The organism is Geobacter sp. SVR, from assembly GCF_016865365.1.
Classification (GTDB): Bacteria; Desulfobacterota; Desulfuromonadia; order Geobacterales; family Pseudopelobacteraceae; genus Pelotalea.
This window is the reverse complement of record NZ_AP024469.1, coordinates 4672639-4697861: the sequence shown is the minus strand read 5'-3', so window position 1 is coordinate 4697861 and position 25223 is coordinate 4672639. Positions and strand designations below refer to the sequence as shown.

Here is a 25223-nt window from a genome sequence, read left to right as displayed (position 1 = left end):
CTGCGCCTCTGCGGCAGTATCTGATCGACAATCAATGCAAGGGGAAAATCCATGAAAAAACCGCTCCTGCTGATGATCCTCGACGGCTGGGGGATCAATCCCAATCCCGAGTACAATGCCGTGGCCCAGGCCGATACCCCCAATCTGGACCGCCTGCTGGCCGAGTATCCCCATGTCATGATGAGCGCTTCGGGCATGGCGGTGGGCCTCCCCGATGGACAGATGGGCAATTCCGAGGTAGGCCACCTCAACATCGGCGCCGGGCGGATCGTCTATCAGGACCTGACCCGCATCACCAAGTCTATCCAGGACGGTGATTTCTACACCAATCCGATGCTCCTGGATTGCATCGCCAGGACCAAGGCGAGCGGCGGACGGCTGCACCTGGCTGGTCTGGTGTCCGACGGGGGGGTGCATTCACACAATTCTCACCTCTACGCGCTCCTGGAACTGGCCAAACGTGAAGGACTCACCGAAGTATTCATCCACTGCCTGATGGATGGCCGGGATACACCCCCCCAAAGCGGGGCCGACTATCTGGCCCAGTTGGAAGCGGAGATCGCCCGGATCGGCTGCGGCCGGATCGCCACGGTGATCGGGCGCTACTACGCCATGGATCGCGACAACAGATGGGAACGGGTGGAGAAGGCCTACAACGCCATTGTCAGCGGCGAAGGGGAGCAGCAGTATTCCTCGGCTGCCGAAGCGATTAAAGGCAGCTACGCCGCGGGCGTGACCGACGAGTTCGTGCTGCCTTCAGTGATCTCGGCCGGAGGTGGGGCGGTCGGCCCGGTCAGGGATGGCGACGGCTTCATATTTTTCAATTTCCGTTCGGACCGCGCCCGCGAGATTACCAGGGCCCTGGCGCTGGAGCAGTTCGACGGTTTCGCGCGCAGCCGCCATCCGCACGTGGCGGACTATGTCTGCATGACGGAGTACGATGCCACCTTCGGATTGCCGATCGCCTTCCGGCAGCAGGAATTGACCAATATCCTGGGCGGGGTGCTCTCCACGGCGGGATTGAAGCAGCTGAGGATAGCGGAAACCGAAAAATACGCCCATGTGACCTTCTTTTTCAACGGCGGCAGTGAAGTGCCCTTTCCGGGCGAGGATCGCTGCCTGATACCCTCCCCCAAGGAGGTGGCCACCTATGATCAGAAACCGGAAATGAGCGCCTTTCAGGTCACAGAGGAGCTGATTCGTCGCCTCGATCAGGATCTCTACGACGTGATCGTGCTGAACTTCGCCAATTGTGACATGGTCGGCCATACCGGTATCCTGCCGGCGGCCATCAAGGCGGTTGAGGCGGTGGACGCCTGCGCGGGGCGGATCCTGGCCAAGGTACGTGAAAAAGGGGGGGCAGCCCTGATCACTGCCGACCACGGCAATGCCGAACAGATGCGGGGAGAGGCGGGCGAACCTTTTACGGCCCACACCTCCAACCCGGTCTGGCTGGTGGTGATGGACGACAACCGCAAAGGCGCCGTTTTGCGGGAAGGGGGCAAGCTGGCTGACATCGCCCCGACCATGCTGAAGATGCTCGGGCTGGAGCAGCCCAAGGAAATGACAGGAGAGAGCTTGCTATGAAGACTGCAATAATAACCGCCACGGGAGAGCAGTTCCCGATCGGCAAGATCGTATGCCTGGCCCGCAACTACGCCGAACATGCCCGGGAACTGGGCAACGAAACCCCGGCAGCGCCGGTGCTGTTCATGAAGCCTTCATCCTCGGTGATCGACGACGGCGAGGCGGTGCAGATCCCCGCCTTTTCCCGGGAGTGCCACTACGAGGTCGAACTGGCGGTGCTGATCGGAAAGCGGGCACGTAATGTAGCTGCCGCAGAAGCCATGGAGTGCGTCGCCGGATATGGGGTTGCCATTGACATGACCCTCAGGGACGTGCAGAACCAGCTCAAGGCCAAGGGCTTGCCTTGGGAAACGGCCAAAGGCTTCGATACCTCCTGTCCGCTGTCCACCTTCGTGCCGGCGGCCACGGTGCCCGATCCCCATGCCCTGTCCTTGAAGCTGCGCGTCAATGGCGACGTGCGCCAGGACGGCAGCTCCGCCGACATGATCCACCGCGTACCGCAGATCATTGCCCATGTCTCCGGCATCTTTACGCTGGAACCGGGCGATGTGATCCTCACCGGCACCCCGGCCGGCGTAGGTAGGGTGGAGTCCGGCGACACGATGGAAGCGGAAATCGCGGGGGTGGGCCGGCTGTCGATCGCAGTGCGCCAGGGGTGAAGCGGCACAAGGCCGTGGTACATTAAGGATCGTTGTCGTAACGGTTCCGTAATCGGAATGAAGCAGCAGGGGCAGGCGGTCACGTTTCTGCCCCTTTCACATCCAGGAGCATCAGGCAGGGCCACGACGGTGGTTGCTATGGCACAGGCAAGGCATTCCAGGCAGAAAAAGCGGCTGGCGCGGGTGATAGCCCTGCTGAAGCGTGTTCGCCCGGCCACCCTGCCGGTCACCCACCGCCGCAACCGGGTGGTGCTGTTCCCGGACGGACAGCAGTTTTTCAGTGCGCTGCTGGCAGCCATCCGGGCTGCGAAGCATTTTGTCCTGCTGGAATACTACCTGATCCGTGACGACCGCACCGGCAGAGCCCTGGCAGCGGAGCTGGCAGAGGCTGTCGGCCGCGGTGTGCGGGTACTGTTGATCTACGATTACATCGGCTGCGTGGATACTCCTTCCTCGTTTTTCAAATCCCTGGCCCAGCGCGGAATCGAACTGGTGCAGTTCAATGTGCCATCTTTCCGGCGCGGCGTGGTCTGGTTCGACCGCCGCGACCACCGCAAGATGACCGTAATTGACGGCTCGCTGGCATTTTTGGGAGGATGCAACATCGGTGACGAGTACGCCGGTGTGATACCGCGTCCGCGCCGCTTCAGCGACGTCGGATTCAGCATGGCTGGCAGCGCCGTAACGGAGCTGATTCATATCTTCCGCGAGACCTGGTTCATGGAGCGGGGCCATATGCCGCTGCTGCCCCCCGTGCCCGCCGCCAGAGGCAGCATCCGGTGCCGCGGCCAGGCCAGCATATCGATCATCAGCGGCGGCCCCCATCTCCGCAGCTCCTACATCCGCAGCGCCTTTCTCTTCAGCATTGCAACCGCCTCGAAAGAGATCCTTATTTCCACCCCTTATTTCGTGCCGGGCCCGCGCATCATGCGTTCCCTGTTGCGTGCCTCCCGGCGGGGGGTCCGGGTGAGACTGCTCCTGCCGGCTCGCAGCGACGTGCCGCTGGTGCGGTTGCTGGGGCGTAGTTTTTACAGCGCGCTGCTGCGGAAGGGGATCGAGATCTACGAGATGGAGCGGGAGATCCTGCACGCCAAAGTAATGCTGATCGATGCCGAACGGACGGTGATCGGGTCGGCGAACCTCGACCAGCGCAGCTTCCATCGCAATTTCGAGATCAACGCGGTCATCGACAGCAGGACGTTCGGGCACCAGATCAGCCGGCTGTTCCGCGAGTTCATCCGCGGATCGCGGCAGATAATCCTGGAGGACCATGAGCGGCGGGGCATGGTTCCGCGGATACTGGAACGGGTGGTCAACCTGTTCAGCTGGTTTCTTTAGGAAGCATGCGCAGGGTGAGGAGCATGGACCGATGCCAGATCCAGACCAGGGCGGCAGCTAGGACCTGCACCGGCAGCAGGCCGACCGCGCGCGCCAGGCGCTTTCGATAGAAGAGAGTCCAGCGGGTAGCGACCTCAGCGGGCTGAAGTCCGGACAGGAAGGCCCGGCGCGCATCCAGCCAGAAAAACAGTTGCCAGCTGTTGGCGGCGACATGCCGGCCGGTGGACAGCCAGAAGTTACTCCGCCAGCGTGGAGGATGGCTGGCCAGCAACGTGCGGATACTGTCCAGCAGCGGAACGAGCAGCAGGCGGCCGGTTTCGGCATGGCAGCGGTACAACCCCGGCAAGGCCGTAAAGAACTCGCTCCAACCGGTCTGGTGCGCGTTGACTATGATGGCGTTCAGAACCTGCCGTTCCCACAGACCTTCGGTTTCGAACCTGCGAGCCGAAGTGCTGATCTCGGCCGGCAGCAGCATCCAATCCCCCTGTTTCGCAACTGAGGCTGCCAGGCGGAGATCCTCCAGAAAGGGCAGGCTCTCGTCAAAGCCCTCCAGCCGCTGGAATAGCATGCGGGACAGCATGAAGCCCTGGTCTCCGCGGATGCAGTCAAAGCAATCCAGGCGAGCCTTTGCCTCATAGAAAAAGTAGGCCAGGGAGGGGGCTGTCCGGCTGCGGCGGAAACGGAGTGCAAAGCGGCCTGCCACGGCTGTGCCGGCATCACTGCAGGCTCTGAAGGCTCCGACTGCCCTGGCGAGTGCAGCAGGATCGGGAAAAAGCGAGTCGGCATGCAGGAACAGCAGCAGGTCGCTTCGTGCCTGGGCGGCAGCAGCATTCATCTGGCGTCCCCGTCCCGAGGTGGACCGCACGAGCTGCAGATCAAAGGGCAGTTTTCCGGCCGCTTCCAACGATTCGCAGGTTCCATCGCGTGAACCTCCATCGCCGATGATAACTTCGAATCGGATGCCTGTCTGGCGGCTCAGGTTTTCGAACAGGCATGGCAGGCGCCCAGCCTCGTTGAGAACCGGTACGATAATGGAGAGTTCGAGGCAATGCTCGACAGACATGGTGGTCGCTCCGGGGAGAATGGCACCCAGTGTATCCGAACCGAAACCTTTTGCAAGCCGAAGATCGGTTGTCTTTGATCGACACCCACTGCCACCTGGATTGTGAACCGCTGCGTTCACACCTGGATGAGGCGCTGACGAGCGCGTGCCAGGCAGGAGTGATCGCATGCGTCGTGCCCGGGGTGCATCCCAGCGATTGGGGCAGGGTATCGGCTTTGGCGCCGGAACGGGCCGGAATGAAGATATTTCCGGCTTTCGGCATCCATCCCATGCATGCGGCGGCAGTGAACGATGCAGTGTTGATGCGTCTTTCCGAGCTGTCGGCCAGAGGAATCGCCATAGGGGAGATCGGCCTGGATCCGGCCTACGGCATTGATGAGCGGATACAGGAACAGGCCTTCCGGGAACAGGTGCGCCTGGCGGTCGCCTTGGGATTGCCGGTGCTGGTGCATTGCAGGCGGTCGTTCTCGCGTACCCTGCAGATTCTTCGGGAGGAAAAGACCGGTCATGTGGGGGGGATCATGCATGCCTTTTCCGGATCTCCCGAAATGGCGCGGGAATTCATCCGGCTGGGGTTTGCGATCTCATTGTCCGGGACGGTGACGTGGGACCGGGCAGTGCGCCCGGTGCGTCTGGCGCGGGAAATTCCTTCAGACAGTCTGGTGCTTGAGACCGATGCCCCGGATCTGACGCCTCACCCCTTTCGGGGACAGCCGAATCAGCCGGCCTGGCTTCGGGACGTGATGATTGCGGTTGCAGACATTCGTGGTACGCTGGTAACAGAGGTGGCACATGCATCCGTGGCTAATACGCGACGAATTCTCTCCAGGATGGCATTGTGAAAAGTTAATGCCTATGCTAATTTGACACCGCTGACACTTCTGCTAGAGTTGGAGAGAAATCATGAAGTATGCCATGCTGATGGTGATTGCCGTTGCCGTTCTGGAAGGATGTACCATGTTTAGCGCCTGGAAAAGCATCCCGCCGCCGGGAGGATGCGATCAGTGCCATACCGTGGCGATCAGCAGCAACTGGCAGGTCACTTATAAAGCTGCCACGGTGGCCGACGAGCGCACCAGGCAAGCCTTCCAGACCCCCGAATACAACATGCCGGTCATGGGACGGCAGGAATCTCCGGTTGAGACAAAGAAGGTGGAGGAACTCCGCTGTTTCGAATGCCACAAGTCGCCGTCACCGCCTCATCTGGAGCGGAAAGGCCGGTTTCACCACTAAGAAGGGGGACTTCGGGGTCAGCGTGCTGCAGTCATGATTAATGCTTAAACATGTAATTAAAAATAGCTTGACAGCAAAATGAACGCGAGTATACTAGCATACTGTTTTTAAAACCATGCGCTTTGCGTTTTAATGGTGAAATTCAAAAAAAGAGGTGACGAACATGAAAAAGCTGATTTCTCTGGCACTCGTACTGGCTCTTGCTGCTGCTTTTACCGCCGGCTGCAAGAAAAAAGAAGAAGCTCCGGTTGCTACCCCGGCTCCGGCCGTTGAGGCTCCGAAGCCCGTTCAGGCTCCGATGTCCGCTAAGCCCGGCGCAGCTCCTGCTGAAGCTCCGAAGGCTCCGGAAGCTCCGAAGAAGTAATTCCGAACCATTTTTGGTTCCAAAAAGCCTGCGGGAAATCCCGCAGGCTTTTTTCGTATCCGCAACCGCCGGCAGGGGGACATCCATGCATGAAATGTCGATTACAACGGGTATCATCGAGATCTGCGAGCAGCATGCCTCGGGTAGGCGGGTGCTGTCCCTCGAGGTCGAGATAGGGGCATTGAGCGGCGTGGTCCCCGAAGCGGTCGAATTTTGCTTCGAAGCCTGCAGTAAGGACACGTTGCTGGAGGGAGCCCGACTGGACATCATTCGCGTCCCGGGAAGCGGACGTTGCCTGGAGTGCCACGCTATTACGCCCCTTGCGGCTCTTTTCGAGCCCTGCCAGGCCTGTGGCGGCTTCGGAGTCCAAGTCCTGTCGGGCGAGGAGATGCGGGTCAGGACCATCGATGTGGAATGAAGGGACCATGAAGGTCGGTTCAAACAAAGAAAGGCGCTGCCATCAGGCTGCGCCTTTTCTTTTTACGTTTTACGGCACGGACAAGGTTCGGAGGTCACATGACGCTGCTTATCCTGGCTTCCACATGCTGCTCGTACTGCCGGAAGTTTGCTTTGAACATGCCGACCAGTTTCCGCACAGTCTCGTCGTAGCTTCCCGTGTCGCTCCAGGTGCGGCGGGGATTGAGCAATTCCGGCGGAACACCCGGACAGGCAGTCGGAATCTCCAAGCCGAAAAACGGTTCCGTTTCGAAGGCGCCGGCGCTGAGGGTGCCATCCAGGGCAGACTTCACCAGTGCACGCGAAAAGGCGATCGGAATGCGGCTTCCGGTGCCGTGGGGCCCTCCGGTCCAACCGGTGTTGATCAGCCAGCAGGTTGCTCCGTGCCTGGCGATCCTGTCTCTGAGCAGCTCGCCGTAAACGGCGGGATGCAAAGGCATGAAGGGACCGCCGAAACAGGGTGAGAAGGTGGTTGAGGGTTCGCTGATTCCTGTTTCGGTACCAGCCACCCGGGCGGTATAACCGGACAGGAAGTGGTACATGGCCTGCTCTTTTGACAACCGCGCAATGGGGGGCAGAACCCCGTAGGCATCGCAGGTCAGCATGACGATGCTGGCGGGGTGGCCGGCGCAGCCCCCACACATGATGCGGGGAATATGGGTCAGGGGATAGGAGGCCCGGGTGTTTTCGGTGAAGGAATCATCATTCAGATTCACCCGGCGGGTATGGGTATCGATGGCTACGTTCTCCAGGATCGTGCCGAACTTGCGGGTCGTTTCGTAAATTTCCGGCTCAGCCTCTTTGGACAAGCGGATGATCTTGGCGTAGCAGCCCCCTTCGAAGTTGAAGATGCCGTTGTCATCCCAGCCATGCTCATCGTCGCCGACCAGGGCGCGCGATGGATCGGCTGAAAGGGTTGTTTTGCCGGTACCGGACAATCCGAAGAAAAGGGCGGTGTCGCCCTGCGCCCCAACATTGGCCGAACAGTGCATCGGGAGGATCTGCCTGTTGATCGGCAGCAGGTAGTTGAGTACCGTAAAGATCGATTTTTTGATTTCTCCGGCATAGCTGGTACCTCCGATGATGACCATCCGCCGGGCGAAATTGATGATGATGAAGGCTTCCGAGTGGGTGCCATCCTGGGAAGGGATGGCGTGAAAATTGGGGAGGTCGATGACGGTGAACTGGAATCGGTGCTGCTCCAGCTCCTGCGGCTTGGCCTGAACGAACATGTTGCGGGCGAACAGGGAGTGCCAGGCCTTTTCGGTTATGATGCGGATGGGGAGGCGGTGCTCATGGTTCGCTCCTGCAAAACAGTCCTGCACGAACAGGTCTTTGCCGTGGATATACGCCAGCATGCGATTATAGAGGAGATCGAACTGTTCCGGGGAAAAAGGCTTGTTGATCGTGCCCCACGCGATGCTGTTGCTGGAGCCGGGCTCGTCGACGATGAATTTCTCATTGGCCGCGCGCCCGGTGTAATGACCCGTCTTGACGGCAATGGCTCCCAGATGGGTTACCAGCCCTTCGCCGCGTTTGACGATATGTTCGTACAGCACGGCGGTCGGTGCGGTCCAGTAGATCAGGTTGGCATTGGTGATGCCGTGCTCTTCGAGCCCGGTACCGCGGGTGACGTCGTTGAAACGCATGGTTTCGGCCTCCCTGATCGGGAATCTCTGACCGTGAAATGATAATGAATATGATACCAGCCAACCGTGCCTTGTCGATTGAGGGCTGACGTATTCTGACCTGCGATCGGTCCGGTGGCGAAAAAAAGAGGGCACCGCCATGACGGTGCCCTCCGGGGATTCAACGCTTGAGGGATTACTCGTTCCACCCCTCGGGGTGCACCTCACCGATCTGTTCCCAATGCTCCGGCGCGCGCCAGAGCGCGGAGAGGATCAGCTCGCGGATGTGCAGGAACTCCTTGGGGAGACGATCGTACATCTTGACGAAGAGTTCCTCGTGCGAAATGACCTCGTTCTGCCATACGCCACGATCCACGGACATGAGCTCGTTGAACTTCTCCCGGGTCATGTCCAGCCCTTCCCAGTCCATGTCCTCGTAGCGCGGCATCCAGCCCAGCGGACTTTCCACGGCGGCGGCATGCCCCTGAACCCGTTCTACGATCCACTTCAGTACCCGCATGTTGTCGCCGTAGCCGGGCCAGATGAACTTGCCGTCGGCATCCTTGCGGAACCAGTTGACGCTGAAGATGCGCGGCGGACGGGGAACGTTGCGGCCGAATTGCAGCCAGTGGCTGAAGTAGTCAGCCATGTGGTAGCCGCAGAAGGGAAGCATGGCGAACGGGTCGCGGCGGACGTTGCCGGTGGCGCCCACAGCGGCGGCGGTGGTTTCCGACCCGAGAGTGGAGGCGAGATAGACCCCGTAGTTCCAGTTGAAGGCCTGGTAGACCAGGGGGACGGTATCCTTGCGGCGACCGCCGAAGATGAAGGCGCTGATCGGCACCCCTTTGGGGTTTTCCCAATCAGGATCAATGCAGGGGCACTGGGACGCGGGGGCGGTGAAGCGGGCATTGGGATGGGCCGCCGGACGGCCGCAGCCGGGGGTCCATGCGTTCCCCTGCCAATCGGTCAGCTTGGCGGGCAGTTCGCCGTCCATGCCTTCCCACCAGACGTCGCCGTCTTCGGTCAGGGCCACGTTGGTGAAGATGGAGTTCTTCTCGCAGGAAATCATGGCGTTGGGGTTGGTCTTGTAGTTGGTGCCGGGAGCAACGCCGAAATAACCGTACTCGGGGTTGATGGCATAGACCTGGCCATCGCAGCCCGGCTTGATCCAGGCGATGTCGTCGCCGATGGTGGTCACCTTCCACCCCTTTTCCTGGAAGGACTTGGGCGGGATCAGCATGGCGAAGTTGGTCTTGCCGCAGGCACTGGGGAAGGCGGCGCCCACGTAGGTCTTCTCGCCAGACGGCGATTCGACTCCGAGGATGAGCATGTGCTCGGCCAGCCAGCCCTCATCTTTCCCCTGTTTGGAGGCGATACGCAGCGCAAGGCACTTCTTGCCCAGCAGGGCATTGCCGCCGTAGCCGCTGCCGAAGGACCAGATGGCCCGCTCTTCGGGATAGTGGACGATGTACTTTTCGGCGTTGCAGGGCCAGGGTACATCCTGCTGGCCCGGCTGAAGCGGCGCACCGACCGAGTGGACGCAGGGGATGAATTCGCCGTCCCCAAGGACATCCAGCACCTGTTTACCCATGCGGGTCATGATGCGCATATTGACGGCTACATAGGGGGAGTCAGAGATTTCCACGCCGATCTTGGCGATGGGGGAGCCGAGCGGTCCCATGCTGAAGGGGATGACGTACATGGTACGTCCCTTCATGCAGCCCTTGAACAGCCCGTTCAGTTTCTCCTTCATTTCCTTCGGAGCCATCCAGTTGTTGGTAGGACCTGCATCATCCTTGGAGAGGCTGCAAATGAAGGTACGGTCCTCGACGCGGGCCACATCGATGGGATCGGACCAGGCGAGGTAACTGTTGGGGCGTTTCTCCGGGTTCAGTTTCTTGAACGTGCCGCTCTTCACCAACAGATTGCAGAGTTCATCGTACTCCTCTTGTGAACCGTCGCACCAATGGATCCTTTCCGGCTCGCACAGAGTCGAAACCTCCTCCACCCATTTCAACAGTCGCTCATTGTTCGGCACTTCGTAACTCATGCTCCACTCCTTCCCCTTGTCGTTTTTGTGACTATACCGAAAAGAATCGGGTTACAGATGTATTACGCAGATATGTGCAACTGGATTCTTGGAACGTAGAAGAGTTGTACTCTGCGGGAGGAAAAGTTTTGAAAATTTATCCTAATTTAAATACCACAGGAAACGGCATTTGCAAAATTTTTTATCCAATTTTGGGTAATTATTAATCCAATATACAGGCTATGCACGGTCGCAGACCAGCGGCCGGTCGATCATACGTACGGCTTTCGGTCCGCCATGTTTAGCAAGAATAAAACATCGGCCTGAAGTCCATTTCGGCCTGAGCAGGCATATCAGCTGCCGGTACACCACTCTGTAACATTCCGGCACAGCCTGTCCGCAGTTTGATACGAATGAACCGCCGGGGTGCACCTCAGATTTCAAGCGTGTAACCCACCTGTGCAGAATGGACCTCTCCGGGCAGTGCCCGGGCCAGCCGGACTGCAGCCGCAAACCCGGTACAGTGGCTGACGGCGATTTTCCGGATGCCGAAGTTCTTCAGCGAGCGAATGGTCGCTTCGATCTGGGGTTGGCCGCAAAAGCCGAGATGCATGCCTCCGACAACGGCATGGAAGTCACGTTCCCCCAGCGAGTCGGCCACATGTTCCATGGTATTGATGATACCGGCGTGGCAGCAGCCGAGCAACAGCACAAGCCCATGTCTGCCCCGCAGCACCAGGGACTGGTCGTCGGGCACCAGATCGGCAGCGCAGTGGGTCGTATCGCAAAAGATTCCGGCATCCCCCGCTTCAAAGTCGTTCCGGCGCGGCACCGCGCCTGTCAGATAGACACCGGGAGCAATTTCGCGAAAGGAGGCATCCAGAACGAACGTCCCCCCTCGTGCTTCGTACTCCCCCCGGGAGAGAGGACTGCCTATCGGAATGCGCTCGCCGTTGTCCTTCAGGCGGTAACGTGCAACAAAGACGTCCGGATGGGCAAGGATCTCCTTCGGTCCCGCGTCCCGCAGTAACGGCGCCAGCCCGCCGATATGGTCGTAATGCCCATGAGACAGCACGACCCGGCGCACCTTCGTCAAATCCCTGTGCATGCGCTGTGCGTTGTGCAACAGGGTCTGTCCCTGGCCGGTATCGAACAGGAGCGGCTCCCCGGCCAGCGGCTCGATCAGTGCAGAGAAGCCGTGCTCCCCGAGTGTACCGGAGAGAGAGCCGACGCCGTTGTCGCACAGGATGGTGATGCGGGTTGTCATAGGTACCCTCCGGGGCGGGTATGCCGGCCGATTCCGTCAGGCGCGGCAGGGTGGCGTATTCAGACTGTTGAGAGCATTTCCGCTATCTTTCCGGCTACCTCTCCGGTCAGTTTCAGGCAGATGCCCTTATCGTTGTTGGCGCGGATCGTCTTGCAGCATGTCACGCCGTACTGCTCCCTGAACCAGTCGTGCAATTGACGGGTCATATCGGCGGTCTGCTTTTTGTTCTGCAACACCAGCCCGATCGCCACGGTGCCGCCCGAGATGGCGCCGCAGATGCAGCCAGAGCCTGACCCCCCGCCGAAGCCGGAAACGGTTCCCACCACCGTCTCGGGCGTCTGCGGTGAAAACCGCCTGCGTACCGTCTCCAGGACGGCTTCGGCGCAATGGTACTTTCCCGAGCTGTACAGTGCCTCGGCTTCGGTCCGGCACTGCTCGGCCGGTCCAGGATCTTCCGGTGCGGGTTTCCCTTTCCTGAAAAACATGATTCCCCCACTACTGTCCGGTTAATTTCGAATGTACTGGCTTAACCACCTGATTATTAATGTTCTTTGACACGATTGTTCTTTTTTCGATTTGAATTCATCCCGGGGCTCCGGGTGGTACCTTCCTGACAGCTCAGGAGGGTACCAATGAACTCTGGCCATACCGTCTTTCGGCAACTGCTTCAGTATCTTCCACGACATGAGTTCAATGTCTGCGTTCACCGATATCGCGGTGAGTACTGGGCCAAGAGTTTTTCCACATTCGACCAGTTTCTTTGTCTGGCGTATGCCCAGATGACCGGGCGTGAGAGTTTGCGGGACATTGAAACCTGTCTGAACTCTCATCAGGAGAAACTCTACCACATTGGATTTCGTGGTGATGTCTCCCGCACGACGCTTGCCGATGCGAACGAGCGCAGGGATTGGCGGATCTTTCAGGATTTTGGCCAGATCCTGATCGGTCTTGCCCAAGAGCTTTACAAGGGTGATCCGCTTGCCATCGAATTGAAGCAACCACTATTTGCTTTTGACTCTACGACTATTGATCTCTGCCTGACGTTGTTTCCGTGGGCCGAATTCCGGAAAACCAAGGCAGCGGTCAAGATGCACACGCTGATTGACCTGCGTGGAATAATCCCGACATTCGTAGCAATTACCACCGGCAAAGTGAATGATGTAAAGTTGCTGGACAGAATGCCGGTTCAAGAAGATGCCATCTATACCATGGATCGCGGCTATGTTGATTATGCACGCTTGTTCGCAATTCATAAGCAGGGCGCATTCTTCGTCATAAGGGCCAAAGACAACCTGAAATTCAAGCGCCTCTACTCTGCACCAAAAGATAAGGAAACAGGTATACGGGCCGACCAGGTTATCACCTTGGTAACGATAAAATCGAAGAAGGGATATCCAGAACGGCTACGCCGGGTCAGCTATGTTGACAAAGAGCGAAACAAACGTCTGGTATTTCTAACCAACAACTTTGACATCCCGGCAAAGACAGTTGCTGACGTCTACAAGCAGAGGTGGCAGGTGGAGCTGTTCTTCAAGTGGATCAAGCAGCACCTGCGATTCAAGAAGTTTTACGGAACATCCGAAAATGCTGTTAAAAGCCAGATATGGGTCGGGCTCTGCATGTACCTGCTCGTGGCTATCGCCAAAAAACGACTCGGTATTCCGTGCTCGCTATACACTTTTCTACAGATTCTTGAGGTCAACTTATTCGAGAAAAAGCCCATTTCATCACTGGTTACAGAGGGTCTCAAGCAGAAAGCTGGCACTCTCGACTATAACCAGTTGAACTTATTCAATTATTAACCGGACAGTAGTGTGATTCCCCATTTCGTACTGCCGGATTCGCAGCCCCGCATGCGCAGTCATTGCTTCCACCACGTGCTGACCGGAGAGCGCCTGTAATTTGACACGGTATCGAAATCCGTTAAGATTTTGACAACGTATTTTACTTAATGCAGAAAAGGAGTCCTGTCATGAAAAAGACCATCAGTGCCATGTTTGTGCTGCTTGCCTTTGCAGGAACGGCATTTGCCGCTGCGCCGGAGACGATCAAGATGAAAAAGGACGTCACCTTCAATCACAAGGCCCATATGGCGACCGTCGGAGACTGCAAGAAATGCCATGAAAAAGGTCCCGGAAAAATCGAGGGATTTGGCAAGGAATGGGCACATAAGAACTGCAAGGGCTGCCACACCGAGATGAAAAAGGGACCGACCAGTTGCAAGGACTGCCACAAGAGCAGTTAACCAGATACTTTCAGGGGGGCATTATAGCCCCCCTGCCGGTGTCCGAAGTGCAGTCTGAAAATGAAAAGCCGGAACGCGATGGGGCACGTTCCGGCTCGATGTGGCAACTGTGTAAACTATTTTACGATGATGAACTCGACTCGTCTGTTCTTGGCCCAGGCCGTGTCATCGTGACCTTCCACAGCAGGTTTCTCCTTGCCGTAGCTGATTACCGAGAGCCGCTCGGGCTGTACGCCGAGGGTCACCAGATACTGCATGGATGATTTGGCGCGGCGCTCACCCAGAGCAAGGTTGTACTCAGCCGATCCACGTTCGTCGCAGTGCCCTTCGATCCTGGCCTTTGCATTGGGTTTGGACTTCAGCAGGACTTCGGCATTCCTGCCGAGGGTGTCGCGGGCGCTCTGGCTGAGATCGGATTTATCGAAATCGAAATAAATGGTCTCGAGTGCAGCCTCGGCAGCTGGCTTGCCGGCGACTTCGCTTTCGGCCGGTTTCGGCGCTTCAGCGACAGGCTGTGGTGCCACCGGAGCGGTTTCCACCGGTTTCTGCGCCTCGGGTTTGGCTGTTTCGGTGCGGGTGGTATCGGTCTTCACGACCGGCTCTTCCGATCTGACCTGTTCCTTGTTCGCGCAGCCGCCGGCCATCAGAGCCGTCATGCCGAGCGCTGCCAGTACTGCCAGTGTCCCTCGTCTCATCGCAATCTCCTTCTGTTGTCGCGGATTTAAGGCCCTGCAGCCTCATGTGCTGAAAAGTCACTAAATTATACTTTTTACAGGCCATTATGCAATGGCTAATCCATCTCCCGCCGCAAAAAATTCGACGGCTGTCAGCGCGGCGACCATGCCGGCTGGCTCGAATTTCCGCTTACCTGACCGACCCTGGTCTGCCCGCTCCCATCGGCCCGCATCACGTAGATCGACTGACTTCCGTTTCGCTTGGAGCTGAAGGCTATGAAACGCCCGTCAGGTGACCAGGCGGGATTTTCATTGCTGCCGGTATCGGTCAGCTGCGTGTCTCCGCTGCCGTCCGCGTTGATGGTGAAAATCTGGAAGCCGTTGCCGACCATGCGGGCATACGCGATGCGCCCCCCCTTGGGAGACCAGCGCGGGGTCACGTTGTAATTTCCGGCAGTTGTCAGGCGCCGTACGCTTCCGCCGTTTGCGGCAGTGACGAATATCTGCGGCTTGCCCAGTCGGTCCGACACGAAGGCGATATGGCTGCCATCCGGTGACCAGGCAGGAGAAACTTCGATGGCCTGATTGGTGGTAAGGCGAATCGGATCGCCGCCGTCCCGGGCAATGGTATAGATTTCCGAATTGCCGTCCTTGCTCAGTACCAGGGCGATCCTGGCACCATCCGGTGACCAGGCGCCGGTAGCATTGAGCCCCGGACGCCGGGAGACCGGTACTTCACCCGTACTGGAAAGCGCCCGTTTGTAGAGATCCGGATTGTTGTTCCTGTAGGTCGTGAAGATAATCTCGCGGCCATCGGGAGAAAAATCAGGATTGAGATTGATTGAGCCGTTTCTGGTGAGCGGCAGCGGGTTGTGGCCGTCCCAGTCCATGATGGCGATTTCCTTGTTGCGGGTCTGGGTAGAGACGAAGGCGATCCTGGTGGTGAAACAGCCTTTCTCACCGGTCATGGTCAGCATGATCTCGTCGGCAAAGGCATGAGAAAAGCGGCGCAGGTCCCTCTTTTTGCCGAGATAGCGCTTGGCGGTCATCAGCGTGCGGTTGACCACGTCGTACAGCCGGAACTCGACCGTCAAATCCTCTCCGGTACTGTCGTAAGCGGTGCGCAGCAGGAAATCATAGTTCATCCAGGGCAGGAAGTCGGTCTCCGCCATGGATATCCCTGCTGAACGGGCAGGCTGGTCATTGCCTTCGGCGGTGACCAAGCCGGCCATATTCATGTCGAAAACCGCCACGTCACTCAGCTCTTTGGCGATCTCAGGGGGCGCTGCAGGACCGAGGCGGTGGGGTGCCTCAACCGCCAGTTTCGGCAGGCGGGTGCCGCGGGCAATCACATCGGCATAGCGACCATCTTCGGCCAGGGCCGGTGAGGCCCCCAGGATGACAAGCAGCACAAACAAAAGTCTCATCTGGACGTGATCCCCTGCGGCCTGAATTTGAAGATGAACTCGAAGTTTCCGCCCGGTGGTGGAGGAAACTTTTTCTCAGCCTCGTACACCGAGCGGACCGCATAATTGTCAAAAGCAATATTACCAGAACTTTTCATGATTTTTACCAGCTCCACCCTCCCCTTTCCGGTGATCCTGATCTTGATCAGCGCAAACAGGTCCTTGCCGGTGTTGGGGGGTTCGCTGAATACCTCGGCCAGACGCGAGGCGATGTAATTAAGATAATCGCTGCCGGCTTCGCTGCCCGTGGCAGAGGGCATGCCGGACCGGGCATTCGCTGTCGTCACCTTGCGGCGCAATTCCTCCAGCTTTGCTTCCTGCTGTTCTGCCTCATTCCTGCTGCGGATCTTGTTCAGGCGTTCCTCGAATTCAGCCGATGAGTCGGGCGCGGCTGCAGTGCTCCTGGGTGACGCTTTCGGAGCGGCTTTCGGGATCGTCAGCGGTTTGGTCGCGATTGCGGCACGCTTGGTAGCCGGTTTGGCGAGCGGTGGCAGGGGCATGGCCGGAGGTGCCTTGGGGGGTGCCGGAGGCTCGTGGGCGACCTGCTCCTGCTGCTGCACAGGATGGCCGGAGCGAGGCGCAGCTACCGGCAGATCGCTGAGTTCGACAAAGTACGTCTGCTGCTCTTTCAGCCGCAGCGGGAACAGGCTGGACCACCAGAACACCAATAAAAAAACCGCCAGATGCGTGACGGTCGAAACGATCAGGGCGACACTCAGGGCGGTGCCGGTTTTTTGGGGCTTCCAGACTGTCATTTTACTTCCGGGCCGGCTCCGTTACCATGCCGAGTCGTTCGATGCCGGCGCTTTTGATGTCGGCCATGGTTCTGACGACCTCGCCGTAGGGCACCCCAGCGTCGGCCTTCAGAAACACCTCTTTCTTGCTGCGGCCGGCGAACATCGTGGTCAGCTTGTCCCGCAGGGCATCGGCGGGAATTTCATCCTTGTTGATGAATACCTTGCCGGTCTTGTCGACCGTGACGACTACGGTTTCCTCTGCCTGGGTAATGGCCTTGGTTTCGGCCTTGGGCAGATTGACCTGCACCCCCTGCTGCATCATCGGGGCGGTTACCATGAAGATCACCAGCAACACCAGCATGACGTCCACCAGGGGTGTGACGTTGATGTCGGCCATGACGCGCCTGTTATCGTTACGTCCTCCCATGGCCATGGTCATTTCCCCGCGATGTTGCGCTGCACGATGTTCAGGAATTCGGTCGAGAAGCTGTCCATTTCATTGCTCAGCACGCGGATTTTGTGCTGGAAGTGATTGTAGGCCATAACCGCCGGGATAGCGGCCACCAAGCCGATGGCAGTGGCGATCAGCGCCTCGGCGATCCCCGGAGCCACGACGGCCAGCGAGGCAGAGCCGGTCTTGCCGATACCCTCGAAGGCGGTCATAATGCCCCAGACCGTACCGAACAGCCCGATGAACGGCGAGGTGGAGCCGGTAGTGGCCAGAAAGGTCAGGTAGCGTTCCAGGCGGGTGATCTCGGAGTTGGTGGCGCGGCGCAGGGCACGGGAGACATTCTCGACCCCTCCGAGATCGGTGCTGAGCATCCCCCCTTCAGCGCTCTTGCCGTTGCCTTCGACCACCTTTTTCAGCTCGGCGTAGGCTTCATTGAAGAGAACGGACAAGGGGGAATTGACGAAACGGTCCACTTGGGAGGCGATGGCGTCGAAGCGTTTGGATTTCCAGAACAGATCCATGAAACGGTCGGACTCGCTGTTGGCGCGCTGCACCTGGACGAACTTGAAAAGAATAATGGCCCACGAAACAACCGAAAAAAATCCCAGCAGGATCAGGACCAGTTTGACAACAATGCCGGCATTGAGTAACAAAGCCACGCAGGGCACCTCCAGAAATTTGGTTCAGTGTAAAAAGCTAGACCCAAGATGCCATCAAGTCAAGCTGAAAAAATAACAGCTTGGGTTAGTAACATTCCGGACGGCGGTCGTTGAAACAGGGGATACTGGCGCGCCAGTCGGCCATGGCCTGCATGTCGAGGGTAGCATACGCTTCGTTGTCTTGGTCCCCGGCATCGGCCAGCACCTCCCCCTTCGGGTCGATCACCATGCTCATACCAAAGAAGTCCAGTTTGCCGATCGGCCCGCAGGCATTGGCCGAGACCACGAAGAGCTGGTTTTCGATAGCGCGCGCCCTGAGCAGGGTTCGCCAGTGCTCTTCGCGCGGCCTGGGCCATTGGGCCGGAACACAGATCACCCGCGCCCCTTCCACTGCCAGTCGGCGGGAGAGTTCCGGGAAGCGCAGGTCGTAGCAGATAATCACGCCGATCGGTCCAAGCGAGGTGTCGGCCAGGAGCCGGCTGTCGCCGCCGCTGAAGGCCTTGTTCTCTCCCAGCAGCGAGAAAAGATGGATTTTACGGTAAACCCCGGCCAGCCGGCCGTTGTCAGCCACGTAAACCGTATTGAAGACCTTGTCGCCGTTGGGCTCCGGCATGCTGCCGACGATCACCAGCTTAAGCGTCGCGGAGAGTGTCAGCAACTCCTCGATGATGCTCTCGGTTCGCAGGGCCAGTTCATTGAGATTCCGGTAGGCAAAGCCGGTGGACCACATCTCGGGCAGCACGGCCAGCTGTGCCCCCTGATCCGCGACACGCTTCAGGGCCTCGCGGACGTAGGCCAGGTTGGCATCCACTTCTCCCTGCTTGACGTTGAACTGTATGGCAGCGGCCTTGATCACGTCCATCGGTTCTCTCCTCAGCGGGTCAGCTGCGAATTCAGATAGGCATTGATGATGTCGAGGTAGATCTCGCGCGGTTTGCTGGTGCCGTCGCTGGGGGCGATCATTCCTTCCTGCTCCATCATCTCCACGATCCGGGCGGCGCGGTTGTAGCCGATCCTCAGGCGGCGCTGGACCATGGAAATGCTGGCCTGGCGTGTGTCAGCCACCAGACGCAGGGCATCTTCCCAGCGCTCGTCCAACTCTTCCTGCTCTCCATCGCTGCCGCGTTCGTCGGCGTCCTTCATCTCCATGATGGATTTGTCGTAGACCGGCTTGCCCTGTTTCTTGAGGAAATCGACCACCCGCTGCACTTCGGCATCCGAGACAAAGGCGCCGTGGATGCGGTTCAGACGGGAGGTGCCCGGCGGCATGTAGAGCATGTCCCCCGCGCCGAGCAGCGCCTCGGCGCCGTTGGTATCGAGAATGGTGCGCGAATCCACCTTGGAGGTGACCTGGAACGAGATGCGCGACGGCAGGTTGGCCTTGATCAGACCGGTGATGACATCTACCGAGGGGCGCTGGGTAGCCAGGATCAGGTGAATCCCGGAGGCGCGGGCCTTTTGGGCCAGGCGGGCAATATGCTCTTCCACCTCGCGGCCGGCCACCATCATCAGATCGGCCAACTCGTCCACCACCACCACGATGTAAGGCAGATGGGTGTGTTCGAGCGCCTCCCCCTCGTCCACCACGAACGGGATCGAATCTGCCTGGGGTTCCCCTTCCCCTTCGACGATCTCCTCCAACTCCTCGATAATCTCATCGTCCGGCGTGCTGTTCAACACTTCCAGGGCCTCGCCGGCCAGTTTCTTGTTGTAGGACTCGATGTTGCGGACACCCTTGTCCGACATCAGCTTGTAGCGCCGTTCCATCTCGTTGACCGCCCATTTCAGGGCCAGGGAGGCCTTCTTGGGCTCGGTCACCACCGGCAGCAGCAGATGGGGGATGCCCTCGTACATCGAGAACTCCAGCATCTTGGGATCGACCATGATCATGCGCACATCGTTGGGGGTGGCGGTGTAGAGCAGGGAGAGGATCATGGTGTTGATCGAGACCGACTTGCCGGAGCCGGTAGAGCCGGCCACCAGCAGGTGCGGCGCCTTGGCCAGGTCGGTCACCACCGGAACACCGGCAATGTCCTTGCCCAGGGCCAGCGGCAGTTTCATCCGGTTGTGATGGAACTCGTCGCAGTTGAAGATTTCGTTCAAAAAGACCATCTCGCGGTCGCGGTTGGGGACCTCGATCCCCACCACCCCTTTACCGGGAATGGGGGCCACGATGCGGATCGACATGGCCTGCAGGGCCATGGTCAGGTCGTCGGACAGGCCGGCAATGCGGCTGATCTTGATACCGGGCGCCGGCGAGAACTCGTACATGGTGATGACCGGACCGGGGCAGATCTCGACCACCTCGCCGTCGATGCCGTAATCCTTGAGCTTCTTCTCCAGCAGGCGGGCATTCATGGTCAGGGCGTCGCGGTCGAGCTTCTTCTCGGTGGCGGGAGGCAAATCCAGCAGCGAGAATGGTGGGGTGCGGAAATCGCCGTCGGCCTTGAGAAATTCGAAGGTTTCCTGCACGGCGGCAGTCTTGACGGCTTCCTTTTTCTTCTCCTTTTCCTTCTTGAAAACATTGGGCCGTGCCGGCGGCGGGGAGGCCGGCTTGATCACGGGGCCGGCCGCGAGGTTCGGCGTCGGCATGCCCTCCTGTTTGGCCTTTTCACGCTGCTGCTCCTGCTGATTCAGCTCCCGACGCTCCCGCCAGGCCGCCCACTTGTGCTTCAGGTTTTCCCACCACCAGCCGGCGAACAGCACAAAGGAGAACTTGGACAGGATCATGATCGATGCGGCCAGAAGCGGCAACAGCAGCAGCATGGCGCCGGTGGTGCCGACCGCCCCTTTCAGGGCCCGTGCGGTGATAACGCCCACCGCACCTCCGGTGGCCACCTGCTGGCCCAGGAATTCGGTGGTGCCGCGGAAGAAGGCGAACAGGGTGCAGAGACAGAAGGTCAACCCGGCAAAGGCCAGGAGCTTGTAGCGCCGCAAGCGGATCTCCTTGAAGCGGAACAGGGTGTAAGCCATGTACAGCAGCGCCAGTGGGATCAGGTAGGAAGCCAGACCGAAGCAGATGAAGAACAGATCCGCCACCTGGGCGCCCAGGCGTCCCCCCAGGTTATGGATGCCCCCTTCGTTGGAGTAACTGTTCCAGGAAACGTCCGCGGCATTGAAGGTCAAAAACGACAGCAGGATAAAGGCGCCGACGGTCGTGAGCCCCATGCCCTGCAGTTCCTTGGTGAGTTTTTCTTTCTGCTGTTCTTTGGCGGTCATAATAGGTTTTGGTGTTCCTCGGCAGGCGGATAAATGTCGCTATCTTACCCGTAAAGGAAGAGGGGAGGCAAAGGAAAAAATGTTACGATATGATCAGAGGTTCTCTTGCAGACTGCTCGGAAGATGGCCGGCCGTCCTTACAGTTAAGGGGTCTCGAAAATTCGGCTTTCGAATGATTTCGTCGTCTGCCGGGCCGCATGTTCCCGAACCGCGGAGCTGCTCCGGTATCCGGACTCAGGAATTTACGCAGCCTGCACCTGATCTCCCGGCCGAATAATCCCGCCGGTGATCACCCGGGCAAAGATGCCCTCCTTGGGCATGACGCAGTCGCCGGCCTGGTAGTAGATCGCGCAGCGGGTATGGCATTCCTTGCCGATCTGGGTAACCTCCAGCAGTGTCCCACCCACCTCCAGCCGCGCGCCGATCGGCAGTGAAACCAGCTCGATACCCTGTGTGGTGATGTTTTCGGCGAAATCACCGGCATCCACATCCAGGCCGAGCGCACGCATCTTGTCGATGCTCTCCTGGGCAAGCAGGCTAACCTGGCGGTGCCATTCGCCGGCATGGGCATCGCCGACGATGCCGTGATTTTCACGCAGTTCCACCGATTTGACCGGCTTTTTGCGTTCCCCTTTTTTCTCGCTGATGCAGACCGCCACTACCTGAGCCATCTTCGTTCTCCTGCTGTGAAATGATTAAATTTTTCGATATTGCCCTGTGCGCGGTTGAGGGTGACGCGGTTGCTGTTGCTGCAGAAGTGTGTCTGGTAATGGGCGTCCTCCACCGACATCGGCCGCGTTTCAATTGCAGCATTAATCCCGGCTTCCTGTCAACATATGATGTGGAAAACGAAGGCCAATGGGGCGCTGTGGGTTGATCCACTGAAGGCTGGAATTGATAGCTTTAGCCGTTTTTGGCGGGCAAGGGACTTCCTTGACGGCGCATGCTCCATCCTATAACGTAGTCGTTGTCAAAATACGTGCATTTCCCGGGAGCCCGCGCAAAGTCCCTCAGGAGAGTCAATTGGATGCGATATAGTACGATAGTGTTGATAGTTTTTTGTGTCCTGTTTTTTGGCGGTTGCAATTCTAAACAGGCTTTACAAAAGGGCGATGCCGCTCCCGAGTTCTCCGTCTCCGACCTCTCCGGGAGGCCAATCAGTCTCAGCCGGAACAAAGGAAAAATAACGATCCTCTATTTCTGGACGAATTCCTGTTGCGGAGACAGCCTGAAACTCGTCGAACCGTTATACCGTGCATACGACAAAAAACTAGAGGTGTTGGCTGTAAATTGTGGCGATAGCAAAGAGGTTGCCGGCGCTTATGCCCGAAGTAACGGGCTGACCTTCCCCATGGTTGCGGACGAGCAGGCGGCACTGCTTGAGCGATATCGGGTTCGGGGTTTCCCGACCATTTATGTCATCGATGCGCATGGCGTCATCCGGGATAAAATATTGGGACATCTCTCCGTTGTCCAACTGGAAAAAATAATCCTGCGACAAATCGACATGCAGAAGAAGGCCGGGGAATCCTACGAAACAATCCATTCTCGCTAACTGCCGCTGTTCTCCCTCTCGCTGTAAATTGTCGGGCAGACAAATAGGCCGTCGCTCATATCATCGCATGCTGTGTGTCCGATACCTTCTTTATTTCATTCCAAGCCCCCACCCCAGATGAAAAAACTGGTTTTTGACCTGAGTCATGTAAGATTTCCGGGAAACCGGGCATGATCACAACCATGGAAACGCTCACGAAGCTTCAAAAAAAGGATATCAAGCTGATCGGTAAGTTTGTCGAGGTTTACTGCAAGGGCAAACATGGTGTGGTCGAACGGGCTCCGTTCAGCCTGCCGGCAGGTCTGGGGGAGCGTCGCCTCTGCCCCGAATGCTCCACCTTCATGCAGTACGCCGTCACCAGGCGGATCAAATGCCCCCTGGAAGCCAACAAACCGACCTGCAAGCACTGCAAGACCCATTGCTACAACAAGGCCAACTTGGCGAAGGTCAAGGAGATCATGGCCTATTCCGGCATGAAGCTGATGCTGCGGGGCCGGCTGGATTACGTCTGGCATTACTTTTTCTGAAAACGAAAGAACATCTGCCACAGAGAAACACAGAGAAAAAGTTTCAGCTTAATTATAAAAAAGAAGAGGAGAACGAATTAATGTTGAGGAAAATCGTAAAAATCGATCAGGAAAAATGCGACGGGTGCGGACTGTGCGTGCCGTCCTGCGCCGAAGGGGCTATTACGATCGTCAATGGCAAAGCGGTGCTGGCAGCGGACAATCTCTGCGACGGTCTGGGCGCCTGTCTGGGGGAATGCCCCCAGGATGCGATCACCGTTGAGGAGCGCGAGGCCGATGCCTTTGACGAGGCCGCGGTGGAACAGCATCTGGCTGCGCAGGGTAAACCCGCCTCGGTGCATCACCAGCCGGCACCCGCTGCCCCGGCCCCGCATCACCACGGCGGTGGCGGTTGTCCCGGTTCCCGCGCCATGAGCTTTGCCCGGCCGCAGCAGGCCCCGGCCGATCAGCCCGCCGGCAGCCGCCAGAGCCAGCTGGCCCAGTGGCCGGTGCAGCTGCACCTGGTGCCGACGACCGCACCTTACTTCCAGGGGGCCGACCTGCTGATCACCGCCGACTGCGTCCCGGTGGCCTATGCCGGCTACCACGAGGACTTCCTGAAGGGGAAGGCGGTCGTAATGGGCTGTCCCAAACTGGACGATAACAACTTCTATGTGCAGAAACTGACCGAGCTTTTCACCAAGTCGGACATCAAAAGCATTACGGTCCTGAAGATGGAAGTGCCCTGCTGTGGCGGCATTGCCATGGCTGCCCGCCAGGCCCTGGCAGCCAGCGGCAAGCAGATTCCCTACAACGAGGTGACCATCGGCATTCAGGGGGCGATCAAAGGCTGATCGATCACTGCCGGCCGGTATGGTGAACCTGTCGAAGGCCCATCGGATTCGTTCTGATGGGCCTTTGCCGTTCCGGAGGCCTCGGCGCAGGTAAAGCGACGGCAGATTTCGGGCCGGGCGGCGTAGATCGAGCAGCGCCCTTCGATCAGGAATTCGCAGTTGTAGTCGATAATCAGGCGGTGGGGGCCGGACAGGGAAAGCTGCAGACCTCTGGCGCCGAGGCTGCGGAGACGCTGGAATTCCTCCCAGGTGACCTCTACATCCGAAAAGGAGCGGCAGCAGGCGCCGCCACAGGCCTGGCAGCGCTCGTCGCCGTCGGACGGGTGTTCGAGCAGTATCCCGTGAAGCTTGGTTTTTCGGCGGGGAAAGGGCATGATGCCCTCCTGGTGCCGCAGGGCGGCAGTCTGCAACGGAAGCCGGAATGCAGTGGGGGTGGAAGGTGGCGCGAGGATGACCGAATAGTAGCATTCCACCGGTAAAGTGCAAGATATTCCCAACCGCACGTATGCATTCCGGCAAAAATGTGCCAGAATTGGTCTTGAACCGCTGAACGTTCTGCGGCGGAAAGGCCCGCAGACGGTTTTCGGCTGGATAGATGAAGGCGGATTCAGAGAGCATATCGAGCCGGAGGTACCACCATGGGCGCACGGATCAGCATCACACACGGCGACATCACCACCTTCCGAGTGGATGCCATCGTCAATGCCGCCAATACGTCGCTACTGGGGGGTAGCGGTGTGGACGGGGCCATCCATTGGGCGGCCGGGCCGGAACTGCTGGCCGAGTGCCGCACCCTGCACGGCTGCGAGACCGGCGATGCCAAGATCACCAAGGGCTACCGCCTGCCGGCCCGGTACGTGATCCATACCGTGGGGCCGGTCTGGCATGACGGCACCCGGTGTGAGTCGGAACTGTTGCGCTCCTGTTACCTGAACTCGTTCCTGCTGGCGCGCGTCAACGACCTGAAGAGCATCGCCTTCCCTGCCATCAGCTGCGGCGTGTACGGCTATCCCCTGCTGAAGGCCACCCGCATCGCCCTGTCGGTGGCGCGCGCGGAAGCCGAAGCGGATTATCTGGAGCGGATCATCTTCGTGCCCTTCAATGCCGAGGCGCTCAGAATCTACCGCGAAGTGGCGGATGAAATGGGAATCGCGGTGGCCTGAGATCAATCCCTGCCATGATGTGCTTCCTGGAACCGCCATCTTCTGCTTGCCGCCATTTCCCGCCGATGAT

The 25223-nt window shown here is 58.8% G+C and carries 27 protein-coding genes; 13 read left to right on the top strand and 14 right to left on the bottom strand.

Annotation, left to right across the window (positions count from 1 at the left end):
• The first annotated feature begins 51 nt into the window (after positions 1-51).
• The 3 genes from gpmI (at position 52) to GSVR_RS21845 (ending at position 3584) form a co-directional block, all read left to right on the top strand.
• Complete coding sequence (gene gpmI / locus GSVR_RS21855) at positions 52-1587, top strand: 2,3-bisphosphoglycerate-independent phosphoglycerate mutase (protein WP_173197885.1); 1536 nt, start codon at positions 52-54, stop codon at positions 1585-1587.
• Positions 1584-2246 carry a fumarylacetoacetate hydrolase family protein gene (locus GSVR_RS21850; protein ID WP_173197883.1) on the top strand — a complete coding sequence of 221 codons (663 nt, stop codon included), beginning with the start codon at positions 1584-1586 and terminating at the stop codon, positions 2244-2246. Before gpmI ends, GSVR_RS21850 begins: the two co-directional genes overlap by 4 nt.
• 138 nt (positions 2247-2384) lie before the next feature.
• The gene (locus GSVR_RS21845; protein ID WP_239077408.1) at positions 2385-3584 is read left to right on the top strand and encodes a phosphatidylserine/phosphatidylglycerophosphate/cardiolipin synthase family protein; all 1200 of its coding nucleotides are present in this window, start codon (positions 2385-2387) and stop codon (positions 3582-3584) included.
• Here GSVR_RS21845 and GSVR_RS21840 read toward each other — a convergent pair.
• The gene (locus GSVR_RS21840; protein ID WP_173197880.1) at positions 3568-4647 is read right to left on the bottom strand and encodes a TIGR04283 family arsenosugar biosynthesis glycosyltransferase; all 1080 of its coding nucleotides are present in this window, start codon (positions 4645-4647) and stop codon (positions 3568-3570) included. The two genes, GSVR_RS21845 and GSVR_RS21840, sit on opposite strands and share 17 nt — an antisense overlap.
• A gap of 68 nt (positions 4648-4715) precedes the next feature.
• Between GSVR_RS21840 and GSVR_RS21835 the strand changes: the two genes are divergently transcribed.
• From GSVR_RS21835 to GSVR_RS21820, 4 genes are all read left to right on the top strand, one after another.
• The gene (locus GSVR_RS21835) at positions 4716-5489 is read left to right on the top strand and encodes a TatD family hydrolase (protein ID WP_239077407.1); all 774 of its coding nucleotides are present in this window, start codon (positions 4716-4718) and stop codon (positions 5487-5489) included.
• Between the two features lie 61 nt (positions 5490-5550).
• Positions 5551-5880 (top strand): cytochrome C, encoded by a 330-nt coding sequence (locus GSVR_RS21830; RefSeq protein WP_173197876.1) that lies wholly within the window; start codon positions 5551-5553, stop codon positions 5878-5880.
• Positions 5881-6043: 163 nt separating this feature from the next.
• Positions 6044-6244, top strand: coding sequence for a hypothetical protein (locus GSVR_RS21825; RefSeq protein WP_173197874.1), 201 nt, complete (start codon positions 6044-6046; stop codon positions 6242-6244).
• An 85-nt stretch (positions 6245-6329) separates the two neighbouring features.
• Positions 6330-6662, top strand: coding sequence for a hydrogenase maturation nickel metallochaperone HypA (locus GSVR_RS21820; RefSeq protein WP_173197872.1), 333 nt, complete (start codon positions 6330-6332; stop codon positions 6660-6662).
• 94 nt (positions 6663-6756) lie between these two features.
• Here the strand turns inward: GSVR_RS21820 and pckA are convergent, their stop codons facing one another.
• From pckA to GSVR_RS21800, 4 genes are all read right to left on the bottom strand, one after another.
• Positions 6757-8349 (bottom strand): phosphoenolpyruvate carboxykinase (ATP), encoded by a 1593-nt coding sequence (gene pckA / locus GSVR_RS21815; RefSeq protein WP_173197870.1) that lies wholly within the window; start codon positions 8347-8349, stop codon positions 6757-6759.
• A gap of 175 nt (positions 8350-8524) precedes the next feature.
• Positions 8525-10378, bottom strand: a complete 1854-nt coding sequence (locus tag GSVR_RS21810; RefSeq protein WP_173197869.1) for a phosphoenolpyruvate carboxykinase (GTP) — start codon at positions 10376-10378, stop codon at positions 8525-8527.
• Between the two features lie 412 nt (positions 10379-10790).
• Complete coding sequence (locus GSVR_RS21805; RefSeq protein WP_173197867.1) at positions 10791-11624, bottom strand: MBL fold metallo-hydrolase; 834 nt, start codon at positions 11622-11624, stop codon at positions 10791-10793.
• A 59-nt stretch (positions 11625-11683) separates the two neighbouring features.
• Positions 11684-12109 (bottom strand): C-GCAxxG-C-C family protein, encoded by a 426-nt coding sequence (locus GSVR_RS21800; protein WP_173197865.1) that lies wholly within the window; start codon positions 12107-12109, stop codon positions 11684-11686.
• Between the two features lie 147 nt (positions 12110-12256).
• Between GSVR_RS21800 and GSVR_RS21795 the strand changes: the two genes are divergently transcribed.
• Together GSVR_RS21795 and GSVR_RS21790 are read left to right on the top strand one after the other, a co-directional pair.
• Positions 12257-13426, top strand: a complete 1170-nt coding sequence (locus GSVR_RS21795) for an IS4 family transposase (RefSeq protein ID WP_173202480.1) — start codon at positions 12257-12259, stop codon at positions 13424-13426.
• A gap of 170 nt (positions 13427-13596) precedes the next feature.
• Positions 13597-13869, top strand: a complete 273-nt coding sequence (locus GSVR_RS21790; protein ID WP_173197863.1) for a cytochrome c7 — start codon at positions 13597-13599, stop codon at positions 13867-13869.
• 116 nt (positions 13870-13985) lie between these two features.
• On the opposite strand, the gene pal is transcribed toward GSVR_RS21790, so the two are convergent.
• The 8 genes from pal to GSVR_RS21750 all read right to left on the bottom strand — a co-directional run bounded on the left by pal (position 13986) and on the right by GSVR_RS21750 (position 21746).
• Positions 13986-14564 carry a peptidoglycan-associated lipoprotein Pal gene (gene pal, locus GSVR_RS21785; RefSeq protein ID WP_173197861.1) on the bottom strand — a complete coding sequence of 193 codons (579 nt, stop codon included), beginning with the start codon at positions 14562-14564 and terminating at the stop codon, positions 13986-13988.
• A 131-nt stretch (positions 14565-14695) separates the two neighbouring features.
• Entirely contained in the window at positions 14696-15970 is a 1275-nt protein-coding gene (gene tolB / locus GSVR_RS21780; protein ID WP_173197859.1) for a Tol-Pal system beta propeller repeat protein TolB, read from the bottom strand.
• Complete coding sequence (locus GSVR_RS21775) at positions 15967-16764, bottom strand: cell envelope integrity protein TolA (RefSeq protein ID WP_173197857.1); 798 nt, start codon at positions 16762-16764, stop codon at positions 15967-15969. Before GSVR_RS21775 ends, tolB begins: the two co-directional genes overlap by 4 nt.
• 1 nt (position 16765) lies before the next feature.
• Entirely contained in the window at positions 16766-17179 is a 414-nt protein-coding gene (gene tolR, locus GSVR_RS21770) for a protein TolR (RefSeq protein WP_173197855.1), read from the bottom strand.
• A 2-nt stretch (positions 17180-17181) separates the two neighbouring features.
• The gene (gene tolQ / locus GSVR_RS21765; RefSeq protein WP_173197854.1) at positions 17182-17856 is read right to left on the bottom strand and encodes a protein TolQ; all 675 of its coding nucleotides are present in this window, start codon (positions 17854-17856) and stop codon (positions 17182-17184) included.
• 85 nt (positions 17857-17941) lie between these two features.
• Positions 17942-18718, bottom strand: coding sequence for a carbon-nitrogen family hydrolase (locus GSVR_RS21760; protein WP_173197852.1), 777 nt, complete (start codon positions 18716-18718; stop codon positions 17942-17944).
• 11 nt (positions 18719-18729) lie between these two features.
• Positions 18730-21075, bottom strand: a complete 2346-nt coding sequence (locus tag GSVR_RS21755; protein ID WP_173197850.1) for a DNA translocase FtsK — start codon at positions 21073-21075, stop codon at positions 18730-18732.
• A 242-nt stretch (positions 21076-21317) separates the two neighbouring features.
• Positions 21318-21746, bottom strand: a complete 429-nt coding sequence (locus GSVR_RS21750) for an MOSC domain-containing protein (protein WP_173197842.1) — start codon at positions 21744-21746, stop codon at positions 21318-21320.
• 356 nt (positions 21747-22102) lie between these two features.
• Here GSVR_RS21750 and GSVR_RS21745 point away from each other — a divergent pair, with 356 nt between their 5' ends.
• The 3 genes from GSVR_RS21745 (at position 22103) to GSVR_RS21735 (ending at position 23990) form a co-directional block, all read left to right on the top strand.
• On the top strand, positions 22103-22630 hold the full coding sequence (locus tag GSVR_RS21745; protein ID WP_173197840.1) for a TlpA disulfide reductase family protein: 528 nt from the start codon (positions 22103-22105) through the stop codon (positions 22628-22630).
• A 170-nt stretch (positions 22631-22800) separates the two neighbouring features.
• A complete protein-coding gene (locus GSVR_RS21740; RefSeq protein WP_239077406.1) occupies positions 22801-23157 on the top strand; it encodes a nitrous oxide-stimulated promoter family protein in 357 nt (118 codons plus the stop codon).
• Between the two features lie 80 nt (positions 23158-23237).
• Positions 23238-23990 (top strand): ATP-binding protein, encoded by a 753-nt coding sequence (locus GSVR_RS21735; RefSeq protein WP_173197838.1) that lies wholly within the window; start codon positions 23238-23240, stop codon positions 23988-23990.
• Here the strand turns inward: GSVR_RS21735 and GSVR_RS21730 are convergent.
• Positions 23969-24364, bottom strand: coding sequence for a YkgJ family cysteine cluster protein (locus GSVR_RS21730; RefSeq protein WP_173197837.1), 396 nt, complete (start codon positions 24362-24364; stop codon positions 23969-23971). The genes GSVR_RS21735 and GSVR_RS21730 overlap by 22 nt on opposite strands.
• Before the next feature lie 264 nt (positions 24365-24628).
• Here GSVR_RS21730 and GSVR_RS21725 point away from each other — a divergent pair, with 264 nt between their 5' ends.
• Positions 24629-25153 (top strand): O-acetyl-ADP-ribose deacetylase, encoded by a 525-nt coding sequence (locus tag GSVR_RS21725; RefSeq protein WP_173197835.1) that lies wholly within the window; start codon positions 24629-24631, stop codon positions 25151-25153.
• Positions 25154-25223: the final 70 nt, after the last annotated feature.

Coding starts and splice junctions, on each gene's coding strand:
- gpmI (WP_173197885.1), top strand. CDS start 52: ATGAAAAAACCGCTCCTGCTGATGATCCTCGACGGCTGGGGGATCAAT.
- GSVR_RS21850 (WP_173197883.1), top strand. CDS start 1,584: ATGAAGACTGCAATAATAACCGCCACGGGAGAGCAGTTCCCGATCGGC.
- GSVR_RS21845 (WP_239077408.1), top strand. CDS start 2,385: ATGGCACAGGCAAGGCATTCCAGGCAGAAAAAGCGGCTGGCGCGGGTG.
- GSVR_RS21840 (WP_173197880.1), bottom strand. CDS start 4,647: ATGTCTGTCGAGCATTGCCTCGAACTCTCCATTATCGTACCGGTTCTC.
- GSVR_RS21830 (WP_173197876.1), top strand. CDS start 5,551: ATGAAGTATGCCATGCTGATGGTGATTGCCGTTGCCGTTCTGGAAGGA.
- GSVR_RS21825 (WP_173197874.1), top strand. CDS start 6,044: ATGAAAAAGCTGATTTCTCTGGCACTCGTACTGGCTCTTGCTGCTGCT.
- GSVR_RS21820 (WP_173197872.1), top strand. CDS start 6,330: ATGCATGAAATGTCGATTACAACGGGTATCATCGAGATCTGCGAGCAG.
- pckA (WP_173197870.1), bottom strand. CDS start 8,349: ATGCGTTTCAACGACGTCACCCGCGGTACCGGGCTCGAAGAGCACGGC.
- GSVR_RS21810 (WP_173197869.1), bottom strand. CDS start 10,378: ATGAGTTACGAAGTGCCGAACAATGAGCGACTGTTGAAATGGGTGGAG.
- GSVR_RS21805 (WP_173197867.1), bottom strand. CDS start 11,624: ATGACAACCCGCATCACCATCCTGTGCGACAACGGCGTCGGCTCTCTC.
- GSVR_RS21800 (WP_173197865.1), bottom strand. CDS start 12,109: ATGTTTTTCAGGAAAGGGAAACCCGCACCGGAAGATCCTGGACCGGCC.
- GSVR_RS21795 (WP_173202480.1), top strand. CDS start 12,257: ATGAACTCTGGCCATACCGTCTTTCGGCAACTGCTTCAGTATCTTCCA.
- GSVR_RS21790 (WP_173197863.1), top strand. CDS start 13,597: ATGAAAAAGACCATCAGTGCCATGTTTGTGCTGCTTGCCTTTGCAGGA.
- pal (WP_173197861.1), bottom strand. CDS start 14,564: ATGAGACGAGGGACACTGGCAGTACTGGCAGCGCTCGGCATGACGGCT.
- tolB (WP_173197859.1), bottom strand. CDS start 15,970: ATGAGACTTTTGTTTGTGCTGCTTGTCATCCTGGGGGCCTCACCGGCC.
- GSVR_RS21775 (WP_173197857.1), bottom strand. CDS start 16,764: ATGACAGTCTGGAAGCCCCAAAAAACCGGCACCGCCCTGAGTGTCGCC.
- tolR (WP_173197855.1), bottom strand. CDS start 17,179: ATGGCCATGGGAGGACGTAACGATAACAGGCGCGTCATGGCCGACATC.
- GSVR_RS21760 (WP_173197852.1), bottom strand. CDS start 18,718: ATGGACGTGATCAAGGCCGCTGCCATACAGTTCAACGTCAAGCAGGGA.
- GSVR_RS21755 (WP_173197850.1), bottom strand. CDS start 21,075: ATGACCGCCAAAGAACAGCAGAAAGAAAAACTCACCAAGGAACTGCAG.
- GSVR_RS21750 (WP_173197842.1), bottom strand. CDS start 21,746: ATGGCTCAGGTAGTGGCGGTCTGCATCAGCGAGAAAAAAGGGGAACGC.
- GSVR_RS21745 (WP_173197840.1), top strand. CDS start 22,103: ATGCGATATAGTACGATAGTGTTGATAGTTTTTTGTGTCCTGTTTTTT.
- GSVR_RS21740 (WP_239077406.1), top strand. CDS start 22,801: ATGATCACAACCATGGAAACGCTCACGAAGCTTCAAAAAAAGGATATC.
- GSVR_RS21735 (WP_173197838.1), top strand. CDS start 23,238: ATGTTGAGGAAAATCGTAAAAATCGATCAGGAAAAATGCGACGGGTGC.
- GSVR_RS21730 (WP_173197837.1), bottom strand. CDS start 24,364: ATGCCCTTTCCCCGCCGAAAAACCAAGCTTCACGGGATACTGCTCGAA.
- GSVR_RS21725 (WP_173197835.1), top strand. CDS start 24,629: ATGGGCGCACGGATCAGCATCACACACGGCGACATCACCACCTTCCGA.